Origin of the sequence: Bacillus thuringiensis, from assembly GCF_022095615.2 — a bacterium.
Classification (GTDB): domain Bacteria; phylum Bacillota; class Bacilli; order Bacillales; family Bacillaceae_G; genus Bacillus_A; species Bacillus_A cereus_AG.
Window position 1 is genome coordinate 4,887,449 of sequence record NZ_CP155559.1, and the last position, 19,687, is coordinate 4,907,135.

Below are 19,687 nucleotides of genomic sequence, written 5' to 3' on the forward strand. Positions count from 1 at the left end.
AAATCACATATGATTTGGCTCTTTTTTATTTACTTATTAAAGTGTTGTAAAATTGCTTCTACAATACGCTCTGATGCACGGCCATCACCGTAAGGATTAGATGCTTTTGACATCTTATCATGAGCTTCTTTATTTGATAACAACTCATCCGCAAGACCAAAGATTGTCTCTTCGTCTGTTCCTGCTAATTTCAATGTACCTGCTTCAATACCTTCTGGGCGCTCTGTTGTATCACGAAGAACAAGAACCGGTACACCTAGTGACGGCGCTTCCTCTTGTACACCACCAGAATCAGTTAACATTAAGTATGAACGAGCTGCAACATTGTGGAAATCAATTACATCTAGCGGCTCAATTAAATGAATGCGGCTATGATCGCCTAAAATATCATTCGCTGTTTCACGAACAACAGGGTTCATATGAACAGGATACACAACTTGTACGTCCTCATGCTTATCAACAAGACGTTTAATTGCTCGGAACATATTACGCATTGGCTCTCCTAAGTTTTCACGACGGTGAGCTGTCATAAGTACAAGACGATCATTTCCAAGTTTCTCTAGTACAGGATGACTATATGTTTCTTTTACAGTCGTTTTTAGTGCGTCAATCGCTGTATTTCCTGTTATGAAAATGCGTGACTCATCTTTATTTTCTTTTTGTAAGTTCGTTGCTGATTTTGCTGTAGGCGAGAAATGAAGATCTGCCATTACGCCTGTTAATTGGCGATTCATCTCTTCTGGGTATGGAGAATATTTATCCCATGTACGAAGTCCTGCTTCGACATGACCTACTGGAATTTGATTATAGAAAGCAGCTAAACTTGCAATAAATGTTGTCGTTGTATCACCATGTACAAGTACAATATCCGGCTTTGCTTCTTTCATTACTTTATCCAAACCTTCTAAACCACGCGTTGTAATATCAATTAAAGTTTGGCGATCTTTCATAATATTCAAATCGAAATCTGGTGTAATTCCAAAGATACTTAATACTTGGTCTAACATTTGACGATGTTGCGCTGTTACAGTCACAATTGATTCAATTTTGTCTGTATGCTTCTGCAACTCTAACACAAGAGGTGCCATTTTAATTGCTTCTGGACGTGTCCCGAAAATTGTCATTACTTTTAAACGTTCAGTCATTTCATTGCCTCTTTTCTTTCACTAGTTACAAATTCTATTATGACATATAAGAATATTCATGAATACATGCCTTTTTAACGAATAACGGAAAATTCCCTCTTACAAATACTTTCTCTTCCAACAGAATAATAATCTATCCCTTGCTTCTTGACATCCTCAATAGTATAACAATTTCTTCCATCGAATAAAATAGGCTCTCTCATAAGTTGTGCGTACTTTTCTAACGGATAAGTTCGAATAGATTCCCATTCTGTCATGATAAAAGCCGCACTCGCTCCTCTAATCGATTCATCTATACATTCGCTATATTGTATAGTCTCTCCAAAGATATTTTTCATATTTTGAATTGCCTTCGGGTCATATAGAACTACATCCGCACCTATATGAATTAATTCTTGTATCATAATAAGAGACGGTGCGTCTCTTATATCATCAGTATTCGGTTTAAATGCCGCTCCCAGCACCGCAATCCGCTTCTTGTTCATATTTAATACTTTCTTCGCTTTCTCAATCAATAACAACTGTTGTTTATTATTCACTTCAATGACTGCTTTTAACAAGCGAAAATCATGCGCCACATTCCCTGCAATTTGCACAAGGGCTTTCGTATCTTTTGGAAAACACGATCCTCCATAACCAATGCCCGCATTTAAAAAAGACGCCCCGATTCTCTTATCCATTCCCATCCCTTGTGCAACGTCTAATACATTGGCTCCTACCTTCTCACATATATTTGAAATTTCATTGATAAAACTAATTTTTGTCGCTAAAAAAGCATTCGATGCATATTTAATCATCTCTGCACTTTTTATATCTGTAACATACGTTTTTAAGCGTAATTCACTATACAAATTTCCTACTTTTCGTGCCGCTTCCTCATTATCTGCTCCAATTACAATACGATCTCCCTGAAAAAAATCGTAAATCCCTGAACCTTCCCGTAAAAACTCTGGATTCGATACGATATGTAATTCATATCTATTTTGTAATTTCTTCTCAATCCATCCCCTCATAACATCATTTGTACCTACAGGAACCGTACTTTTCGTAACGACAATAATATCGTTCGTCGCATATGTCCCGATATCGTCACAAGCACTTCGAATATATGTTAAATCCGCTGTCCCATCTAATAAAGATGGCGTTCCAACTGCAATAAATATAAATTCTGCATCGTAAAATGCTTTTACTCTACTTGTTGTAAAAGTTAAACGATCATTCTCATATGCATCATTTATTAATTCATATAAACCCGCTTCATAAATAGGTAGATCCCCTTGCTTTATCCGTTCAATTTTCTCATTATTTATATCAAAACATGTGACTGAATGGCCTAACATTGCCAGCCCTACTCCTGTAATCAATCCAACGTATCCGGTACCTATTATCGTAATTTTCATTTCCTTTTCGCACAGGAATATACAATAGAAAATATACGAATACATAGAATTCTCCCTGTGCTTCCCCCTCTCACATTAAAAATGAGAAAACTCTTTTACTTCTTTATTATATGAATTACTTTTTCCATTCTTTTTTAAGTTTTTGTAAAATTACATGCAAGAATATAAAATGAAACTTTATTCAGTGAGGGGCATCCATCCTCCACTAATTATTAATTAAACCAATCGAGATTTTACAGGAACTAAGGTTCCCACATAACTTCTTTTCTCCAACTGAATTTTGAGGTGGAAACCTTACTGCCCGTTCCTACGGATAAATTCCCACATTTTAACACGGAACTTACTCATTTCTACGTGTAACACTTATAATACTGAAATAAAAGTATTCACTATCGAAGAAAAAGAGAAAATGTCATATTCCAAAGTCCAATACGATTAACCTTCTCAAATGATTCAACATTCTGTATACAATTGTCATATATTCTATCTGCTTCCATTTACCGTAAACAGAAAAAAAGATTGAATTCTAATCTTTTTGTGATACCATATGTTATGAGCCTGTAAATAAACATCATAATTTTCAGATAAATACATTTTTAAAAAATTACGTTAGACTATAAAAGGGTGGGGTATTAATGGACTCACAAGTGATTTATGCCATTTTGGCATCTTTCATCACTGTACTCGTCGTTACTCCTTTAGTTATTAAGTTAGCTTTTAAAATAGGAGCAACAGATAAGCCAAACGCGCGTAAAGTACACCAAAAGATCATGCCTCGTCTTGGCGGATTAGCGATATTTATTGGTGTAGCTGTAGGATTTGTTGTTGGCGGCTTATATGAACAAAGAATGTTATCGATAACGCTAGGTGCGATTATCATTGTAATCATCGGTATTTTAGATGATATGTACGAGTTATCTGCGAAGGTAAAATTCGGTGGACAACTATTAGTTGCCATGATGATTGTAAAAAGTGGATTATTAGTGCAAGTATTATATATTCCAATCCTCGGGGATACTGAACTCGGATGGCTTGCTTATCCAATTACAGTATTTTGGATTGTAGGTATTACAAATGCAATCAACTTAATTGATGGCTTAGATGGGTTATCTGCTGGTATTTCATCTATCGTACTTGCAACGCTAGCATATATGGCCTTCACTAGCCCATGGGGCACTGGAGCTGCTATTATTTTACCACTAGCATTAATTACATTAGCAAGTACAATTGGATTTTTATTCTACAACTTCCATCCAGCAAAAATTTTCATGGGAGATACAGGCGCACTATTTTTAGGATACTGTATTTCTGTTATATCGTTACTTGGATTATACAAAAGCGTAACGTTATTCAGCTTTATCGTTCCAGTTATCATTTTAGGCGTACCCGTATTTGATACGACATTTGCAATTATCCGCCGTATCGTAAATAAAAAACCTATTTCAGCACCAGATAAATCGCATTTACATCACCGTTTACTTGCAATGGGCTTCTCTCATCGTAAAACGGTACTAATTATATACGCATTCGGTATTTTCTTTAGTGTAAATGCAATCATTTTCTCTAGTGCGACATTATGGTTATCCATTATTCTTCTTTTCGTTTTAATCTTCTTTACAGAAATCATTGCTGAAGTAATTGGGCTTGTACATGAACGTTACAAACCACTTATTTCCTTTTATAAAAAAGTGAAAAAACGCGAAGACTAATTGTAGTATAGCCTTTACAATTATGAAATATTCAAATAGCATCCTCTTTCTTATAAGAGGATGCTATTTTTTATTTTTTACTCCTCATTTCATATTTCCAAAATATAGTTTGTTTGAGAGTCCCACTATTGGAGAAAGATATACATAATAAGAAAAGGATTATATTTTCTTTTTTACATCTTGATTGTCAAACTGAGGGTGAATGTTATGATCAAGCGAGTATTTCAATACATTATTTTATTTTTAACGATTACTATGTACGCGTCATCTCATGCAGGAGCGACTACAATGATCCCTGCTGAACATCATCCAAATACTGAAACTACCTCTCCTATCCAAAAAATCGCGTACTTAACATTTGATGACGGACCAAACAAATATACTACGCAAATTTTAAACATCTTAAAAGAAAAGAACGGAAAAGCAACTTTCTTTGTTATTGGTGGAAAAGTGCCTCATTATAAAAAAACAATGCAACGATTAATTAAAGAGGGGCATTATATCGGACTTCACAGTATGTCACACGATGTAAAACGCCTTTACACTGGTGATCCATCCACTTTAATTACAGAAATGGAACAAACACAAAATATTGTTCAGCAAGTTACAAAATTAAATACACATCTCGTTCGTGTCCCGTATGGTAGCATGCCTTACTTAAAAAAGAATTACCGTGATGCACTTGTATCCGCCCAGTATAAAATGTGGGATTGGACAATCGATACATATGACTGGAAAAGCTATGACAATCCTTCTGCCATACTAGAAAGAGTACGTAATCAGAGCGATGAACAAGTCGAAGTGATTCTAATGCATGATTCGAGTGTAACCGTACAAATATTGCCCAAAGTAATTGATTACTTACAGTCACAAGGATACAAACTTCTTCCCTATAATCCATCTTCTCACCTCGAAGTGAACTTTTGGAAAGACACAAGATTGTAACAGCTTTAGTGCCTATGTGCTAAAGCTGTTTTATTTTTCTCTTCCCACCCTTCCCATTTTTGTGTAAAATTTTAAATAGTGATGAAGTTTCGAGGTGAATAGAAATGAAACGAATAGATCTCATTTTTAACGCAATACAAGAAGGCAATTATATAGAAGGTGTAACCGCATCAGAACTTGCTACCCTGTTGCAACTAGATCGCGCCAATGTAAGTAGCGACTTAAACAAACTTGTAAAAGATAAACGTTTATTAAAAACAAATACGCGTCCTGTTCGTTTTTATATAGAAACGAACGCTTCGTTGGAAACGCATTCAAAGGAAATGACTTCATTAGATACATTTGCAATTGAAAATACAAGCCTTAAAATCGCAATCGAAAAAGCGAAAGCTTCGATTCTCTACCCTCCAAACGGCATGCATACTTTACTGCTAGGAGAAACAGGAGTCGGAAAATCTATGTTCGCTTCTTTAATGCACGAATATGCAATTGAAGTTGAACAGCTTCCTAAAAATGCACCATTTATCGTCTTTAACTGTGCTGATTACGCAAATAATCCACAGCTACTACTGGGGCAATTATTTGGGATTAAAAAAGGAGCTTATACAGGGGCAAGTGATCAAAAAGGGTTAATTGAAAAAGCACATGAAGGAATCCTTTTCTTAGATGAAGTACATCGCCTTCCTCCAGAGGGACAAGAAATGCTTTTCACCTTTATTGACCGCGGGGTATACCGCCGCCTTGGAGAAACAGAAAACGAGCGTAAAGCACACGTATTGATCATTACTGCAACAACAGAAGAACCAAATTCATTTTTATTAAAAACATTTACAAGACGTATACCGATGACTGTCACGCTGCCACCACTTCGTGAACGTACACATAAAGAACGATTTGCTTTACTACAACTATTTTTCACAAATGAAGCAATCCGCCTGCGAAAAGAAATTCACGTTAGTCCGAATACAATGCGTGCTTTCGTCTTTTACAATTGTCCCAATAACATCGGTCAATTAAAAACGGATGTACAAATTGCCTGTGCGAAAGCCTATTCTGACTTCGTGACAAAGAAACGTGACTCTGTCTATGTTTCAAGTACAGATTTACCTTGGTATATGAAGGAAGGGTTATTCATTGAAAGAAAGAGCCGTCATCTATACCAAATACCAAATGAAACATTTGTATTTACAGGTGATGACGGTTGGAGTAATCATAAAACAGAAAATGAAAAACAGTCTTCTATTTACGATTATATTGATTATAAATATGAAGAACTTCAAGCTCGCGGTATTGAAGAGGACGAATTAGAATTACTAATAGAAAATGATCTTCAAAGCTTTTTCGTACAATATTTTAACCAAATATCAAAAAAGACAAGTCATGAAAATGTTTTTAAAATTGTGGATCGTAATATCGTTTCCGTTTGTGAAAAAATTGCGGAACTTGCTGAAAAGCATTTATCCAAGACGTTTGATGAAAAAGTATTTCTCGCTTTAAGTTTACATGTACAGACAACTCTACAACGTTTGCAAGCAGGAAAACAAATTCATCACCCACAATTAAATCAAATTCGTACGAAATATAAAGACGCTTTTTCCGTAGCTATGCAATGCATTCAACTACTGGAAGACGAATTACAAATAACAATGCCTATCGATGAAGCAGGCTTTTTAACAATGTTCTTCGTTGTTGATCCAATTCCTGCCTCACAAACAGAAGTAAAAGTATTAATATTAGCACATGGCAACGGCATCGCAACAGAAATGGCAAACGTCGCAAACGAGTTGCTCGGCATTGAGGAAGTAACCGGTATCGATATGCCGTTACATGAATCGCCGAAAGATTTCTTAGAACGTGTGAAAGTGTATATGAAAACACTCCAAAATGTAAATGGACTTCTCTTACTCGTTGATATGGGCTCGCTCGCTTATATTGGTGATATATTAGAAACTGAGTTCAAAATTCCGGTACGTGTTCTTTCCATGACAAGCACTCCACATGCACTAGAAGCAGCTCGAAAAGCTCAGCTTGGCTACTCATTAGATGCATTATATGAAACAGTGAAGAACTTAACACCGTTTTACTTAAACGTACAAGAAGAAAAGAAAAAGCCACTATCACCAATGAAATCTGTTATTTTAACAGCTTGTTTAACTGGGGAAGGCAGTGCTTTAGCTATTCAAAAAATGTTAGAAAACTATTTGCGATTTGACAAAGACTTAATTGAAATTATTCCGATTAGTATCGTCCATGAAAAAGATTTAACGAAAATGATTGAGAACATAAAAAAAGAGCGAAATATCATTTGTATCGTCACGAATTTCGATGTGCAAGTGCCCTGCTTAACATATCATTTCCAAGACATTGTAAACTACACAGCGATTCAGCCAATTCAAGAATTAATTACGTATGAAGAAACATATGCAAAAATGGCTGATATTCTTGAACAACAGATGCAGCGGAACGACGGAGCATTACTTATTAAAACAATTCGTTACGCATTAAATACAATTCAAGAATTAATTTCCTTACAGCTAGCTCCTGACAGCTTAATGGGTGTGATTCTGCATATGAGCTGTATGGTTGACCGTCTTCAAAAAGGAGAAAGCCTCCTCCCTCATCCAGATAAAGAAAAACGAAGACAAGATGAATACTGGATGTATATGAAAGTGAAAAAAGCATTACAACCGATTGAAAATACATTTGAAATACAAATACCTGATGACGAAGTGTTTTATGTCATGGACTTCTTCATTAAAAATCAGCCTGTAAAAAATTAATCGAGGCAGTTTTTTAATATATCGACCGTAACCCAGATTATATCAGCAATTTTCAAATATATCGGCGTAACCTGGATTATATCAGCGAATTTCAAAATATATCGATTTACCGACAATAATCGCTAAAATTTGCATCTTATAGCAGAAAAGGCTGTTCCAAAATATGGACAGCCTTTTTTCTACTTCTTTACTTTTCTGATTTTCCCCCTAATTTCGCCCTTCTTATTGGACTTCGTATAAACATTTACATATACATTCGCCTGAATGATTTCTTGAAGTAAGTTATCAAACGCTCGCCCCTGTAAAGGCCCTTCAAAATCCTCCACATTGACTACACCGGTCACGACTCCTTCACTTACACTAATACCTTGCCTTAGCGGACCAAACAAATTTAAAACAACTGGACCAATTTGATCCGCTTTCCCTAAATGAATTTGGCATGATGTAACTTTTTCGATATTTTTCAATATGACCCGATATTGTAATTTCTTTAAATCATCACTAAATATAAACTCTGTTACACCATAAGCTTCTGTATTTACAGGAGGTATTTCCCTCTTACCTGTTAACCTCGCAAAGAAATGTGTTGTCATACGGGCATTCTCCTTATATAAATTTCCCAGCACTACTTCTACTACTTTATGGTTTATACATAATCATTTATGACTTTTTCAAGTTTTAATTACGAAGAAAAGATTCACACAATCTTTACATTAGAATCGTTCCTTTTGCTTTACTACCTCTTGTATAATGCACATAGAAAAACATTCTAGGAGGTACTTTTGAAAAATAACAAATACACTTTTCACACATTATTAGAGATTTTTCTCGTCTCATTTAAATTAGGACTTACTTCATTTGGTGGCCCTGTCGCTCATCTCAGCTATTTCCACCATGAATACATACAAAAAAGAAAATGGATGGATGAACGAAGCTATGGAGATTTAGTAGCACTATGCCAATTCCTTCCTGGCCCTGCTAGCAGTCAAGTCGGTATGGGGATTGGATTGCTAAGAGGTGGTTTATTAGGAGCTATTGTTTCATGGATTGGATTCACGCTACCGTCTGTGCTTGTTTTGGTTTTCTTCGCCTCGTTCCTTAATCAGTTCGACCTTGGAAGTGCTGGCTGGATTCATGGACTAAAACTTGTAGCAGTCGCTATTGTCGCTCATGCCATATGGGGAATGGCACAAAAATTAACGCCAGACCGAAATCGTGCGACCATCGCGATTGTAACTGCCGCAATCGCTTTACTATGGCCAAACAGCTGGACACAAGTCATTCTCATTATAATATCTGGCTTTATCGGCTGGTTTTTATATCGTAATCAACCAATTAACCAATCTCAACATATAAAAGTACCTATTTCAAAAAAGATAGCAGTTTCTTGTCTCATCTTATTCTTCGGGCTATTACTGCTGCTACCAATATTAAGACCCTTCTCTTATTACATCGCTTTATTTGATAGTTTTTATCGCTCTGGCGCACTTGTATTTGGAGGCGGGCACGTCGTACTCCCCCTTCTTGAAGGTGAGTTCGTACAAAACAGCATGATGACAAAAGAACAGTTCCTAGCTGGATATGGATTAACACAAGCCGTACCAGGACCACTATTTACATTTGCCTCTTATATAGGAGCAGTGTTAAACGGGACGCTTGGGGCCATACTTGCAACAATTGCAATCTTCCTCCCTGCCTTCCTGCTCGTTATTGGTGTTTTACCGTTTTGGAACAGTGTGAGAAAAATATCTTACATACAAGGCGCACTACTTGGAGTCAATGCAGCCGTTGTCGGTATTTTACTAGCAGCTTTTTATGATCCTATTTGGACAAGCACAATTATGAGCGCTGTAGACTTTGTTTTTGCTTCTCTTCTATTTTGTTTGCTCGCTTTTTGGAAAACACCACCTTGGGTTATCGTTATAATCGGAGCCTTTGGCGGATATATTCTATCCATTTTGTAAATAAAAAACGACGGCATTATATAGCCGTCGTTTTTCTATGAAAACTTCACAAGCTCTATTCCTTCAGGCAACTCGCTTTCTGTTAAAATACGCAATTCTTTCACACGATCCATTACGTAAGAAGAACGCTTCACAAGCTCTGGATCAATATAAGCTGGATGAACCATAATTTCTACCGTTTGTTCATCTTGTACTCTTTCTTGTAACTTCGCAAAGTAATCTTCCGTCACACCATCCGCATAAAAGTCACTGTAAAATACGTCAGAAAACGGACGCACTGCTCGCTCTTTCTCACAACGACGAATCGGAACATTATATGTAGCCGCTAATCTCTCCAGAACATCGTGCAAAATCGGTAAGCCGTGCACGTGATGGTGACTATCTAAATGAGTTGGTGTTAATCCGTAAGATAGGAATTTCTCAATTTGAGCAGTCCACTCTCTCTCAACTTCTTCTGGATTTACATTCCCTTTCCATACGACGCTTTGTTTATGAAACGATCCGTCGCTACCTACAAGTGATGGTACGTCTCCAAGAAGTGGTTCCCCTGCTGTTAATACGAGATGTACGCCTACTCCGAGTAGGTTATACTCTTTCGCTAAGCGTACCGCATGCTCTGTTCCTGGCATATTCATCATCATCGTCGTTGAATTTACAAGTCCATTTATATGCCCATCAATAATGCCGTAATTTGTACCTTCCGTAAGACCGAAATCATCTGCATTTACAATTAACTTAATCATCATAATACCTCCTAATAGAATAAAAAAAGCGGGCTAAATAGCGCCGCTTTTACTTCTCTACCTTTTTAAAGAACTGCGGAAGATACTCTTTATGTGCTTCCAACATTTCATCTAAAATTTGTTTTGCAACTTTATCTGATGGTACAAGTGGATTGATTGTCATAGCAAGCAGCGCCTTATGATAATCCCCTGTAACAGCAGCTTCAATTGTTGTGCGCTCAAATGATTTAATTTGCTGTACTAAACCGCGAACTGGTACGGGAAGATCTCCAACTGCAATTGGTTTTGGACCTTCTTTCGTAATAATACAGTTCACTTCAACAGCCGAATCATGTGGTAAGCTTGCAATTGTTCCGTTGTTTCGTGTATTAACAGGCTGGATATCACCTTTATTGTTGTAAATAGACGTAATTAAGCTACACGCTGCGTCACTATAATAAGCGCCGCCACGTTTTTCTAATTGTGGTGGTTTAATATCTAAGTTCGGGTCTTTATATAACTCGAATAAATCATCTTCTAATTGTTTTACTACTTCTGCACGTGTACCTTTTTCAACCGAAGCTTCTTTTTCTTCTTCTAACATTTCACGTGTTTTGTAGTAGTAACGATGGTATGGACATGGAATTGCACGAAGTCCGCGAATAAAGTCTGGTTCCCAGTTAAGCGCTGCGATATTTTCCATCGTAATTTGCTTTTCTGGATCTGTCACAAGCTCTAACACACGGTCCATTACACTTACGCCATCTAAATATACGTCTAGTCCGTATACCATATGATTTAAACCTGCGAAATCAACGTGGACACGACTTGCATCTACTTCAAGTAATCTCGCAAGACCCATGCGGATTCCGATTGGAACGTTACATAGACCAACTACTCTTTGAATATTTGTATAACGAAGAACTGCCTCTGTTACCATACCAGCTGGATTTGCAAAGTTAATTAACCATGCATTTGGACAGAGCTCCTCCATATCTTTACAAATATCTAAAATAACAGGAATCGTTCTCAACGCTTTGAATAAACCACCAGGACCATTTGTTTCCTGACCGATTACATCATATTTTAATGGGATTGCTTCATCTTTTGCACGAGCTTCTAATAAACCTACGCGAAGCTGCGTTGTTACGAAGTCAGCATCCTTTAATGCCTCGCGGCGATCAAGTGTTAAATGTACCTCGATTGGTAAACCAGATTTTTTCACCATACGTTTCGCTAAGTTACCAACGATTTCTAACTTTTCTTTTCCTGCCTCAATATCTACTAACCAAATTTCACGAACAGGAAGCTCATCATAACGCTTAATAAATCCTTCAATTAACTCTGGTGTATAACTAGATCCACCGCCGATTGTAGCAATTTTAATTCCAGTCATGCTTTATTCCCCTTTCGCTTCTAACTTTTTATAAAGGTCAATAAATTCTGCTGCTAATTCTTTTACTGTAATCGCATTCATTAAATGATCTTGTGCATGAATTAAAAGAACGCTAATCTCTGTTTTTTCTCCTCTTGCTTCTGATTGTATGAGCTCTGTTTGGAAATGATGCGCTTCATTAATCGCTTCTTTCGCCTTTACCATCGCTTCATCAGCTTCTGCCATTTTCCCCTGTTTGGCAAATTGAAGTGCCTCCATTGCAAAGCTTCGTGCATTACCACTATTTAAAATTAATTGGAATGGAATTTGTTCTGCTGTAGTCATCATAATTACCGCCCTCTCTATTATGGTTCAACCGATTGAAATACCCCTTCAGTTTGAACATTTCTATTAAAATATTAATTTATGAATGATAGTTTGGTGTTCTTCTAGATGGGTCTCATCTTTTTGAACATGATATAAAGGTAATTGTTCTCACAGATAATGTTATCTGTGAGAACAATTACTGTGTTACATAGGTACAGAGTTATTATTTCCTTGCGTTGCTGCTTTTTCAGTACGAACAACTGAACGGTCACATAACACAACGAATGGATAGTAGATTACCATCGCAATTACAAAGTTGAATAACTGTAGAATTGCACCTGAAATATGCCCACCTGTTACAAGATAACCACTAATAATTGGTGGTGTTGCCCATGGAATCATCACAACTGTTTTTGGTACCCAACCAATAGATATAGCTGTATAAGAAGTAATTACTAATACAATTGGTGTTACGATAAACGGTAAGAATAAAATCGGGTTTAAAATAATTGGTGTACCAAAGATTACGGGTTCATTAATGTTGAATGCACCTGGACCAATTGATAAACGAGATACACCGCGTAATTGTGCACTTTTTGCTACAAGTAATACCACTACTAAGAACGCTAATGTTGCACCAGAACCACCAAGATATACAAAAGTATCAAAGAATGGTTTTGTAATAATATTTGGAACATCAAATGCAGATGTACCACCTTGGAATAACTTCATGTTTTTCTCTAATGCCGGTAAGTATAATGGCTCAATAATACCACCAACGATATTTGGACCATGTAAACCGAAGAACCAAAGAAGATGAACAAGGATTACAATGACAATTGCACTTGGTAATGTCCCCGCTAAACTTTGCAGTGGTGATTGAATCGTATTAAAGATAAATTCATGAACACTTGTACCAGCTAATTTCACTGCTAATTGAATACCTGCAACTACTGTTAAGATAACAAATGCTGGAACTATAGCTGCGAAAGATCTTAAAACTGCTGGTGGTACTCCATCAGGCATTTTAAAAGTAATGTTTCTTTGTACAAAGAAACGGAATACCTCAGTAACAAGGAGTGCCACAATAATTGCTACGAATAACCCTTGTGCACCTGTCCAAGCTAAGTTCAATCCGCCTTCTTTCGGTGTTGTTGGCGTAAGAATAATTAACGCACCAAATGAAATAATACCTGCTGACAAACCATCAACGCCGTAAGATTTTGCTAAGTTATAACTTGTTGTAAATGCTATGATTAGTGCTAGAATTGCGAAAGAACCAGTCCACATTCCACCGCCAACTTGTTTCCATGTTTCACCAAACAAACCTTTCATGAAATCTTGGAAAGCTTCAGATGGAAAACCATTAATTAGTGATGCCAGTGCACCAACTAAAATAAGTGGCATAACTGCAATAAATCCATCACGGATCGCAGCTAAGTGACGTTGCGATCCGATTTTACCAGCGACAGGAACAATATATTTCTCCATGAATGCAATAAATTTTTGCATTTCGCTTCCCCCCTAATTATTTTTTAAGTGTCAATGCGTGATCTAAAACTGCTTCTCCATTCATCATGCCGTAGTGCATTGGATTAATAACATCGATTCCAACGTTTCTCTCATCAGCAAGCGTTTTCATTGAAGAAAGCATGTAACGAACTTGTGGTCCTAATAATAATACATCTGCTTGATCGATATTCGTTTTTACTGCATCCCCAGATACAGCCCAAATCTTTCCTTCTAGACCGCGAGCTTTTGCAGCCGCTTCCATTTTTGTAACTAGTAAACTTGTAGACATCCCTGCTGAGCAACATAATAAAATATTCATTTGAAAATCCCCCTTGTGTAGTATAAAAAATTTATGTTTATTTATTTTTCTTTACGCTATTTATTAATGCAATTAGCGTGCCAACTTTTTAAAACCACTAAAATCAGCACTTTTTCGACTGTTTTCTTTGTGTGTTAACGCTTTCAATTAGTGTGTCACTCAAAAAACACATAGTGTGTTATAAAACAACACGCTTTTAACACATAACTGTATGAAAATAGATTAGTGTTTAGTTGTCTAGTTGTGTTTAAAACAAAAAATACACTAAAAAATTTTTTTAGCGAAAAATAATTTACTATTTTTACCCACTATTTAATGAAATAAAAAAACCTTGCATACGCAAGGTTCATTCCGATACTGACATCTTCCTATATAATTCTACAAATTCACTCGCTAATTCCTTCACCGTAATCGCATTCATTAAATGATCTTGCGCGTGCACCATCAGAAGAGTAACTTCGGTCTTTTCACCACCAGCTTCTTTCTGTATGAGCTCCGTTTGTACACGGTGCGCCTCCTTTAATTCCTCTAACGCTTCTTGTAACTTCGCTTCTGCTTCTGTAAATTCTCCACGCTTTGCGCAATCAATTGCTTCCATTGAGCAACTTCTCGCATTTCCTCCATGCAAAATTAAATGAAAAGCCTTCGTTTCTATCGTATCCATTTTAGTTCTTTACTCCCCCTTTTCTTCCGCTACTTTTTGTTTATCCCATATTTTTAAGAACGGTAAATAAATGACGAACGCCAGTGCAAAGTTAATGAGTTGCAAAATAACACCTGAAATTTTGCCACCCGATCCTAAATATCCACTAAATAGAATTGGTGTCGTCCAAGGTACAGCAGCTCCACTCGGGCGAGCAACTAATCCCCATTCCATCGCAAAGTAAGAAACAATCGTTAACACAACCGGAACCAATATAAATGGAATTAATAAAATTGGGTTCATTACAATCGGCATACCAAAGGTTACCATCTCATTAATATTAAATATGCCAGGCGCAATTGACAATCTCCCTAAACTTTTTAATTGCTGACTTCGCGCAAATAGTAACATTCCTACAACTAAAGCAAGTGTTGCACCGGAACCGCCCATATAAATCCATAAATCAAAAAACTGTGCAGTAATCGTATTTGGTATATCTTGCCCTGCTTGGTAAGCAACTCGGTTTTGATCCATTAACGACAACCAAACCGGACTCATTACACCACCAACAATAGTAGCTCCATGAATTCCACATGACCAAAGAACATGAACGAGAATAACAGCTATTATTGCGCCCCAAAAACTAGCACCAAGTACACTAAGTGGTTCCTGTAAAATTTGCCCCACAATATTATGGATACTGCCAAAAGAAGTATTTTCTATAATTAAGCGTAAAATCCAAATAACCGTTACAACAATAAATCCTGGAACAAGCGCGGCAAATGAACGTGTGACAGCTGGTGGAACTGTCTCTGGCATCTTTATAATTATCTTTTTTTGTACAATAAACCGATAAAGTTCAGTAGATATAAGTGCAATAATCATTGCTACAAATAACCCTTGGCTTCCCATTAATGCAGCTGGTATAGCACCTTCTACAAGTACACTCTCTTTTGTACTTGGTATAATGTATGCAACTTGAAATGGCGTCGCAAGTAAAAACGTCACAAGCGACAATGCCCCGGATGCTAAAGCGTCCACTTTATAATATCCCCCAAGTCTGTAAGCGATTCCAAAAACAGCTATTAAAGCCATTATATTAAAAGTTGCACTAACTGGATACCCCAAAGCCCTCTGCCAATTCTCCCCAAACAAACCTGCCATAAAATCATTATAACCTGGTATTGGTAAAGCACTAATGATGAGGAAAAATGATCCTATAATTAAGAACGGCATCGTCAATACAAGTCCATCACGAATTGCTAGCAAATGCCTCTGCTCTGCAACCTTTCCTGCTACGGGCATTACATATTTCTCTAAAAACCGTATCATCTATCCCACTCTCCTCATGGTTTCATTGACAAAGCTGCTTGCAAGATAGCTTCTCCATTACAAAGTCCGTAATGGACGGATTGAATGACATCAACAGGTACTCCTTTCTCCTTACATAATTCTTTCATTTTCGGTAATAAATAACGTACTTGCGGTCCAAGTAAGAGTACATCGGCTTTATCAATATGGCTATTTACTTCAGAACCTGATACTGCCCAAATCTTTACCTCTATCCCTCTTGCCTCTGCTGCTTTCTCCATTTTTGTAACAATCAAACTGGAAGACATTCCCGCTGCACAGCAAAGTAAAATATTCATCCCTTTTCCCTCCCCCTTTTCCAAACCTAAGTTACGGTGCATCCTTTGCCACCACTAGGTTACAAATATATATGTCTAGATTTCCTGCTGTATGCCGAGCTTAAAAACAAAAATTTCTTGGTTTTCACGCTATTCCATCTATCATTATTCTCCTAGTAAAGAGGACTCTAACTCGCTATAATAATTCAGTATAATTTTTTAAATTGATAGGAGGATATATTTATGAAGGCATATCGCTTTCCACTTATTTTATTATCTTCTATCCTAATTGGTGGTTTCATTGGTTATTTCATGGGTGCCGATGCAATTGCTTTAAAGCCGCTTGGTGACATTTTCTTAAACTTAATGTTTACGATTGTTGTACCTCTAGTGTTCTTTAGCATCGCGTCATCTATTGCTAATATGGATGGATTAAAACGTTTCGGTAAAATTATGTCTAGTATGGCTGGGACTTTCTTATTTACGAGTATTTTAGCTGCTATTTTTATGATTATTGTCGTGAAAGTATTCCCGCCAGCACAAGGTGTTGTATTAGAACTAACGCAACCTGATAAAGCTGAAAAAGCAGTTAGTGTTGCAGATCAAATCGTTGGTATTCTAACAGTATCTGACTTCTCAAAGTTACTATCTCGTGAAAATATGTTAGCTCTTATTTTCTTCTCTATCTTAATGGGGGTTGCAACTTCAGCAGTTGGTGAAAAAGGAAAACCATTCGCTACATTCTTACAAGCTGGTGCAGAAATTTCAATGAAAGTTGTATCTTTCATTATGTACTACGCTCCAATCGGACTTGCTGCTTACTTCGCAGCATTAGTTGGTGAATTCGGACCACAACTTCTTGGAACTTACTTCCGAGCAGCAATGGTATACTACCCAGCGTCTCTAATTTACTTCTTTGTATTCTTCACGTTCTATGCATACCTTGCAGGTCGCAAACAAGGTGTACAAGTATTTTGGAAGAACATGGTCTCTCCTACAGTTACATCACTTGCAACTTGTAGTAGTGCTGCTAGTATTCCTGCAAACTTGGAAGCAACGAAGAAGATGGGTATCTCTTCTGACGTTCGCGAAACAGTTGTCCTGCTTGGATCTACACTTCATAAAGACGGCTCTGTTTTAGGCGGCGTCTTAAAAATTGCTTTCTTATTCGGTATTTTCAACATGGAATTCGAAGGACCGAAAACATTAGCAATCGCACTTGTTGTTTCTCTATTAGTAGGAACAGTAATGGGCGCTATTCCAGGTGGCGGTATGATTGGTGAAATGTTAATCGTTTCTCTATACGGCTTCCCGCCAGAAGCATTACCAATTATCGCAGCAATTAGTACAATCATTGATCCTCCTGCAACAGTGTTAAACGTAACAGCAGATAACGCTTGTGCCGTAATGACAGCTCGCCTTGTAGAAGGTAAGAACTGGATCAAAAACAAATTTGCTTAATAAATAGAAAGAGGATGCTCCAACCGAGCATCCTCTTTCTATTTATTGTTAATCCATTCTGCCACAAATTTGTTATAATCTTCACAAATATTCCACATCCATTATCCATTCTCCGTACTATAATCATGTATGGAAAAGGAGATGGACATTATGACTCAAAGCGCACCAGAATTCAAAATTTTGCAAAGCATTGCATTCCTTGCTGTCGTTTTGCAAAGTTCCTTATTATATACAATGAATCAAGGAAATGTCTTACTTGAACAATCCCTCATTATGGGCATGCTATTCAACCTTGCAAAATTTTCAGCACCTGCATTCATATTTATCGTTGGCTTTCACTTAATTCTGCAATATACGAAGCAACTAGCCTACACAGAATATATTTATGAAAAAGCCGCACATTTACTCATTCCTTATTTCTTCTGGTCTATTCTTTACTTATTAACAACAAACGATATGATTACACTACAAAGTGGAATAAAAAGTTTATTACTCGGAACAGCCGCACCTCATCTTTGGTACGTGATTATGATGTTCCAAATTCACTTATTGTTTCCTTTACTATGTACACTATTTTATTGGTTTCAAAAACGAACAGAAAATAAAAAAGACATCTATAAATATATGACCATCTTTGCTTGTCTATATTTCCTCTTAATGTGGTATTCTTCTCACTACATTTTTAATGGAGAGAAATTGACTAGTTCAACCATTTTACATTATACAGATCGTTCCTTCTTCTTCTACTCATTCTATTTCGTCATGGGAGGAATCGCTGCTGTAGCGCTAAAAACTTGGCGTATATTTGTCATGAAACATATCCCGCTTATCACAATATTATTTTTTATCTTATTTTTATTCATCAATTATGAGTTATTTAGTTTTTACGGAGTAAACTCTATTCATTTAACCGTTTCAACTTATTTAAAACCGTCTATGTTTTTATATATCGTATGCGAAATTATCATACTTTACGTTCTATCTATTACAATCGTACAGCGACGCGGTTTCTTATATAAAACTTTACGCTTTATCGGGAATTACACGTATGGTGCTTATTTAGCTCATTTTTTCTTCTTGCAACTATGTACAAAATTTCTTTCTTTATTCACACTGCAAGAAAACACAATATTATATAGCCTATTATTATTTACAATAACGGCCACAATCTCAATTTCAGCAATGGTCATTTGCAGTACACTACCATTTCATACGTGGATTACAGGACCTTCTCCTACTACAAATGTGAACTGGGTTAAGATTGTACTTCGGAAAAATCACGAAAAGGTATTCAAACCATATCTTTGATATAATAGAATTCCATACAAGAAAAGAAAGTAGGACACACCTATGATTAATCAAATTGGACAAATCATGTTATATGTAAATAATCAAGATGAAGCAGTACAATTTTGGACTGAGACAGTAGGATTCCAAATTATTGTGGAAGAAAATAACGGACAAGGCTTTCGCTGGATTGAAATTGCGCCAACGAAAGAAGGAGGCACAAGCATCGTCCTTCACGATAAAGCGTTAATTGCGAAGATGCAGCCTGAATTAAACTTAAATACGCCCTCACTCATGTTCTTCTCTAATAACTTAGATCAACTGTATAAAGATCTTTCTGAGAAAAACGTTACAGTTGGACAAGTTGTAGATTTACCTACAGGTAGAGCGTTCAACTTTGCTGATAATGAAAACAATTACTTTGCGGTAATGGAACGCAAATAAAAAAGAAGCTATCCGAAAAAATCGGA

General features: G+C 36.7%; 18 protein-coding genes. 7 read left to right on the top strand and 11 right to left on the bottom strand.

The features are described 5' to 3' along the window. Positions 1-29 precede the first annotated feature (29 nt). Together wecB and KZZ19_RS25460 are read right to left on the bottom strand one after the other, a co-directional pair. Positions 30-1,145: a non-hydrolyzing UDP-N-acetylglucosamine 2-epimerase gene (gene wecB, locus KZZ19_RS25455; protein WP_088098411.1), complete on the bottom strand. Its 1,116-nt coding sequence runs from the start codon at positions 1,143-1,145 to the stop codon at positions 30-32. A 74-nt stretch (positions 1,146-1,219) separates the two neighbouring features. Continuing rightward, on the bottom strand, positions 1,220-2,590 hold the full coding sequence (locus KZZ19_RS25460; protein WP_237981263.1) for a UDP-glucose dehydrogenase family protein: 1,371 nt from the start codon (positions 2,588-2,590) through the stop codon (positions 1,220-1,222). A gap of 590 nt (positions 2,591-3,180) precedes the next feature. Here KZZ19_RS25460 and KZZ19_RS25465 point away from each other — a divergent pair. The 3 genes from KZZ19_RS25465 to KZZ19_RS25475 all read left to right on the top strand — a co-directional run bounded on the left by KZZ19_RS25465 (position 3,181) and on the right by KZZ19_RS25475 (position 7,979). Continuing rightward, positions 3,181-4,254, top strand: coding sequence for a glycosyltransferase family 4 protein (locus tag KZZ19_RS25465; RefSeq protein WP_000378314.1), 1,074 nt, complete (start codon positions 3,181-3,183; stop codon positions 4,252-4,254). Positions 4,255-4,461: 207 nt separating this feature from the next. After that, positions 4,462-5,199: a polysaccharide deacetylase family protein gene (locus KZZ19_RS25470; protein WP_237981262.1), complete on the top strand. Its 738-nt coding sequence runs from the start codon at positions 4,462-4,464 to the stop codon at positions 5,197-5,199. A 104-nt stretch (positions 5,200-5,303) separates the two neighbouring features. Further along, complete coding sequence (locus KZZ19_RS25475; RefSeq protein ID WP_237981261.1) at positions 5,304-7,979, top strand: sigma 54-interacting transcriptional regulator; 2,676 nt, start codon at positions 5,304-5,306, stop codon at positions 7,977-7,979. 179 nt (positions 7,980-8,158) lie between these two features. Here KZZ19_RS25475 and exsM read toward each other — a convergent pair whose 3' ends face one another. Next, complete coding sequence (gene exsM / locus KZZ19_RS25480) at positions 8,159-8,572, bottom strand: exosporium regulatory protein ExsM (protein ID WP_237981260.1); 414 nt, start codon at positions 8,570-8,572, stop codon at positions 8,159-8,161. Positions 8,573-8,761: 189 nt separating this feature from the next. Here exsM and KZZ19_RS25485 point away from each other — a divergent pair, with 189 nt between their 5' ends. After that, the gene (locus KZZ19_RS25485; protein WP_237981259.1) at positions 8,762-9,943 is read left to right on the top strand and encodes a chromate transporter; all 1,182 of its coding nucleotides are present in this window, start codon (positions 8,762-8,764) and stop codon (positions 9,941-9,943) included. 35 nt (positions 9,944-9,978) lie between these two features. Here the strand turns inward: KZZ19_RS25485 and chbG are convergent, their stop codons facing one another. The 8 genes from chbG to KZZ19_RS25525 form a co-directional block, all read right to left on the bottom strand. Continuing rightward, a complete protein-coding gene (gene chbG / locus KZZ19_RS25490; protein WP_237981258.1) occupies positions 9,979-10,686 on the bottom strand; it encodes a chitin disaccharide deacetylase in 708 nt (235 codons plus the stop codon). Between the two features lie 49 nt (positions 10,687-10,735). Then, positions 10,736-12,061, bottom strand: a complete 1,326-nt coding sequence (gene celF, locus KZZ19_RS25495; protein WP_000145757.1) for a 6-phospho-beta-glucosidase — start codon at positions 12,059-12,061, stop codon at positions 10,736-10,738. A 3-nt stretch (positions 12,062-12,064) separates the two neighbouring features. Then, entirely contained in the window at positions 12,065-12,388 is a 324-nt protein-coding gene (locus tag KZZ19_RS25500; protein WP_000989050.1) for a PTS lactose/cellobiose transporter subunit IIA, read from the bottom strand. 183 nt (positions 12,389-12,571) lie between these two features. Further along, entirely contained in the window at positions 12,572-13,879 is a 1,308-nt protein-coding gene (gene celB / locus KZZ19_RS25505; protein ID WP_098343397.1) for a PTS cellobiose transporter subunit IIC, read from the bottom strand. A 16-nt stretch (positions 13,880-13,895) separates the two neighbouring features. Beyond that, on the bottom strand, positions 13,896-14,198 hold the full coding sequence (locus KZZ19_RS25510; RefSeq protein WP_001023569.1) for a PTS sugar transporter subunit IIB: 303 nt from the start codon (positions 14,196-14,198) through the stop codon (positions 13,896-13,898). Positions 14,199-14,544: 346 nt separating this feature from the next. Continuing rightward, a complete protein-coding gene (locus KZZ19_RS25515) occupies positions 14,545-14,862 on the bottom strand; it encodes a PTS lactose/cellobiose transporter subunit IIA (RefSeq protein WP_000379646.1) in 318 nt (105 codons plus the stop codon). Positions 14,863-14,871: 9 nt separating this feature from the next. After that, complete coding sequence (gene celB, locus KZZ19_RS25520) at positions 14,872-16,173, bottom strand: PTS cellobiose transporter subunit IIC (RefSeq protein ID WP_237981257.1); 1,302 nt, start codon at positions 16,171-16,173, stop codon at positions 14,872-14,874. 14 nt (positions 16,174-16,187) lie between these two features. Beyond that, complete coding sequence (locus KZZ19_RS25525) at positions 16,188-16,490, bottom strand: PTS sugar transporter subunit IIB (RefSeq protein ID WP_001023546.1); 303 nt, start codon at positions 16,488-16,490, stop codon at positions 16,188-16,190. Positions 16,491-16,712: 222 nt separating this feature from the next. Here KZZ19_RS25525 and KZZ19_RS25530 point away from each other — a divergent pair, with 222 nt between their 5' ends. The 3 genes from KZZ19_RS25530 to KZZ19_RS25540 all read left to right on the top strand — a co-directional run bounded on the left by KZZ19_RS25530 (position 16,713) and on the right by KZZ19_RS25540 (position 19,661). Then, complete coding sequence (locus KZZ19_RS25530; protein WP_237981256.1) at positions 16,713-17,930, top strand: dicarboxylate/amino acid:cation symporter; 1,218 nt, start codon at positions 16,713-16,715, stop codon at positions 17,928-17,930. A 150-nt stretch (positions 17,931-18,080) separates the two neighbouring features. Then, a complete protein-coding gene (locus KZZ19_RS25535) occupies positions 18,081-19,238 on the top strand; it encodes an acyltransferase (RefSeq protein ID WP_237981255.1) in 1,158 nt (385 codons plus the stop codon). A 42-nt stretch (positions 19,239-19,280) separates the two neighbouring features. Continuing rightward, entirely contained in the window at positions 19,281-19,661 is a 381-nt protein-coding gene (locus KZZ19_RS25540) for a VOC family protein (RefSeq protein WP_237981254.1), read from the top strand. Positions 19,662-19,687 lie beyond the last annotated feature (26 nt).

Coding starts and splice junctions, on each gene's coding strand:
- exsM (WP_237981260.1), bottom strand. CDS start 8,572: ATGACAACACATTTCTTTGCGAGGTTAACAGGTAAGAGGGAAATACCT.
- celB (WP_098343397.1), bottom strand. CDS start 13,879: ATGCAAAAATTTATTGCATTCATGGAGAAATATATTGTTCCTGTCGCT.
- chbG (WP_237981258.1), bottom strand. CDS start 10,686: ATGATTAAGTTAATTGTAAATGCAGATGATTTCGGTCTTACGGAAGGT.
- KZZ19_RS25515 (WP_000379646.1), bottom strand. CDS start 14,862: ATGGATACGATAGAAACGAAGGCTTTTCATTTAATTTTGCATGGAGGA.
- KZZ19_RS25500 (WP_000989050.1), bottom strand. CDS start 12,388: ATGATGACTACAGCAGAACAAATTCCATTCCAATTAATTTTAAATAGT.
- KZZ19_RS25460 (WP_237981263.1), bottom strand. CDS start 2,590: ATGTATTCGTATATTTTCTATTGTATATTCCTGTGCGAAAAGGAAATG.
- KZZ19_RS25510 (WP_001023569.1), bottom strand. CDS start 14,198: ATGAATATTTTATTATGTTGCTCAGCAGGGATGTCTACAAGTTTACTA.
- KZZ19_RS25470 (WP_237981262.1), top strand. CDS start 4,462: ATGATCAAGCGAGTATTTCAATACATTATTTTATTTTTAACGATTACT.
- KZZ19_RS25530 (WP_237981256.1), top strand. CDS start 16,713: ATGAAGGCATATCGCTTTCCACTTATTTTATTATCTTCTATCCTAATT.
- KZZ19_RS25535 (WP_237981255.1), top strand. CDS start 18,081: ATGACTCAAAGCGCACCAGAATTCAAAATTTTGCAAAGCATTGCATTC.
- KZZ19_RS25465 (WP_000378314.1), top strand. CDS start 3,181: ATGGACTCACAAGTGATTTATGCCATTTTGGCATCTTTCATCACTGTA.
- KZZ19_RS25525 (WP_001023546.1), bottom strand. CDS start 16,490: ATGAATATTTTACTTTGCTGTGCAGCGGGAATGTCTTCCAGTTTGATT.
- KZZ19_RS25540 (WP_237981254.1), top strand. CDS start 19,281: ATGATTAATCAAATTGGACAAATCATGTTATATGTAAATAATCAAGAT.
- KZZ19_RS25475 (WP_237981261.1), top strand. CDS start 5,304: ATGAAACGAATAGATCTCATTTTTAACGCAATACAAGAAGGCAATTAT.
- celF (WP_000145757.1), bottom strand. CDS start 12,061: ATGACTGGAATTAAAATTGCTACAATCGGCGGTGGATCTAGTTATACA.
- celB (WP_237981257.1), bottom strand. CDS start 16,173: ATGATACGGTTTTTAGAGAAATATGTAATGCCCGTAGCAGGAAAGGTT.
- wecB (WP_088098411.1), bottom strand. CDS start 1,145: ATGACTGAACGTTTAAAAGTAATGACAATTTTCGGGACACGTCCAGAA.